This window comes from Bacillus sp. C30 (genome assembly GCF_040838255.1).
Taxonomy (GTDB): domain Bacteria; phylum Bacillota; class Bacilli; order Bacillales; family Bacillaceae_G; genus Bacillus_A; species Bacillus_A mycoides.
In genome coordinates, this window is record NZ_JBFPJH010000450.1 from 1 (window position 1) to 2,331 (window position 2,331).

3 protein-coding genes are annotated in these 2,331 nt (G+C 35.6%); 2 read left to right on the forward strand and 1 reads right to left on the reverse strand.

From position 1 onward, the window contains the following. Nucleotides 1–173 precede the first annotated feature (173 nt). Nucleotides 174–602, reverse strand: coding sequence for a cell wall hydrolase (locus tag AB3X49_RS21590; protein WP_002085180.1), 429 nt, complete (start codon nt 600–602; stop codon nt 174–176). A gap of 159 nt (nt 603–761) precedes the next feature. Between AB3X49_RS21590 and AB3X49_RS21595 the strand changes: the two genes are divergently transcribed. Together AB3X49_RS21595 and AB3X49_RS21600 are read left to right on the forward strand one after the other, a co-directional pair. Next, a complete protein-coding gene (locus tag AB3X49_RS21595) occupies nt 762–1,676 on the forward strand; it encodes an acetamidase/formamidase family protein (protein ID WP_002127682.1) in 915 nt (304 codons plus the stop codon). Nucleotides 1,677–1,801: 125 nt separating this feature from the next. Continuing rightward, the coding region (locus AB3X49_RS21600; RefSeq protein ID WP_367964647.1) for a response regulator at nt 1,802–2,331 on the forward strand (530 nt) is incomplete at its 3' end.

Sequence of the window (2,331 nt, forward strand, 5' to 3'; positions counted from 1 at the left end):
ATTATTTACCATTTTATATAGGCTCATTATGAATCAATCAAGTGGTCCACGTATACCATTATTAATACATGTGGTAGGCGCTAGAAAATTCGTCACATTATTAGATTTCTAAAATATAGTTAAAAGCAACGCAAGTACTCAATAGAATAAGTACTTGCGTTGCTTAATTTTTACTATCTTGAATACATTTTTGGACATTCATCACCACTTGGTTCGTAAAAGCAATGGCTTTTAAATTGCCCTGCAAACGGCTGATTATACCATTCGGGTGGACAAGCTCCAACTGGACGAAAATACCAAAGAGCCCATCGTGCTGGCCAGCGCCATTCACCTTGTAAAACTTTTCTTGCGATTTCTTTTTCTGATTCACGGGCGCGTTGGTAAAAATATCCGAATTGCACTGCTTCGAATCCGCCAGGGCTTTGATATACTGCATCACGCACAGATCGAAGTTGTTTAAAATCTAAACAATCACAAAACACACGATTTACGACAACACAGCCAACAAGTTGTTCACCTTGTCGTCCTTCACCTTCAGCTTCAGCTCGAATTAAACGAGCTAGTAAATCAACGTCACTTTCGTTGTATGGAATAAGGGGCATTGTAATACCACCTTTCTTTACCTGTTATAGTAAAGAGTGTATGTTTCAAAATGAGCTAAGTGCATTTTTCTTGAAAATAACTACTAATTTTAAAAAGGAGCTTATACAGATAAAAGCTAATTATTATATAGAAGATAAAAACGAAAAAGGAGGGGTACTATGCATCGTATACATAAAGAACATATCATTTACGCAATGTCACCAGAAAATAATCCATGTATTGAAGTAGAAATTGGGAGCCGTCTTGTATTTGAAACATATGATTGCTTTGAAAATCAAATTGATTCTGAAGATGTTGTGTTTCAAGAATTAGATTGGAATCGAATAAATCCAGCGACGGGACCTGTACATATTAAAGGTGCAGAACCTGGTGATATATTAGTCGTAACGATTGAAAAGATTAAAATCGCAGAGCAGGGTGTTTTAACTACAGGTGCGAACCTAGGTGTAATGGGTGATGAGCTAAATGAAAATACAGTAAAAATTGTCCCAATACATAATGGACATGTTTCATTTTCAAATGAACTGCAAATTCCAATTAATCCCATGATTGGTGTGATTGGTACTGCACCGAAAGAAGAGAGTATTTCATGTGGTACACCGCATGATCATGGCGGGAATATGGATTGTAAAGAGATTAAAGAAGGAACAGCATTATTATTACCTGTAAATGTTCCTGGTGCTCTTTTAGCATTAGGTGATTTACACGCTGCGATGGGTGATGGTGAAATTGGTGTTAGTGGAGTAGAGGTTGCTGGTGAGGTAACTGTAACTGTTCAGACTATAAAAGGAAAGAAATGGCCATTACCATTGGCTATTCAAAAAGAAAAAATAATGACGATTGCTTCAGAGAAATTGCTAGATGATGCAGCGAATCGTGCTGTACGTAATATGGTGACATTTTTACATGAAGAATTAGAAATGTCTAAAGCTGATGCAACTCTTTTATTATCAGCAGCAGGTAATTTAAAAATTTGCCAAGTTGTGGATCCACTAAAAACGGCGCGGATGGAACTAGGAAGGGAATATGTGGAGAAGTTAGGATTTTCTCTAAATGCATTTCATATTAAATAAGAAAAATAGAAAAAGGATACTTTTGTATAAAAGTATCCTTTTTCTATTTTACGGATTTTGTGAAAAGAGGTAGTATTTATTTATATAAGTATATTTGAGATTGTGGATCAAAAAGGAGTTCAGAGATGGTTAAAATTATGATTGTTGAAGATGATATGAAAATTGCGGAGTTATTATCAACATATGTTGCGAAATACGGTTACCAAGGAATTATTGTAACGGATTTTCAAAATGTGTTAGACATATTTTTAGAAGAACAACCGGAGTTAGTTTTATTAGATATTAATTTACCAAGTTTTGATGGTTACTATTGGTGTCGTCAAATTCGCGGGGTTTCCACATGTCCGATTTTATTTATTTCGGCCCGTGAAGGTACGATGGATCAAGTTATGGCGTTAGAAAATGGTGGCGATGATTTTATTCCGAAGCCGTTTCATTATGAAGTTGTAATGGCGAAAATTCGTAGTCATTTAAGACGTGCTTATGGAGACTATGCACCGAAACTAGAAGAACGAATGATTGAGCAACAAGGTCTTAGTTTATATCCCGAAAGACTTGTATTAAAACTTAGGAACCAAGAGATTGATATAACGAGAAACGAAGCCATTTTATTAGAGATGTTAATGAAAAACTATCCGCGTGTTGTGAGTAGGGA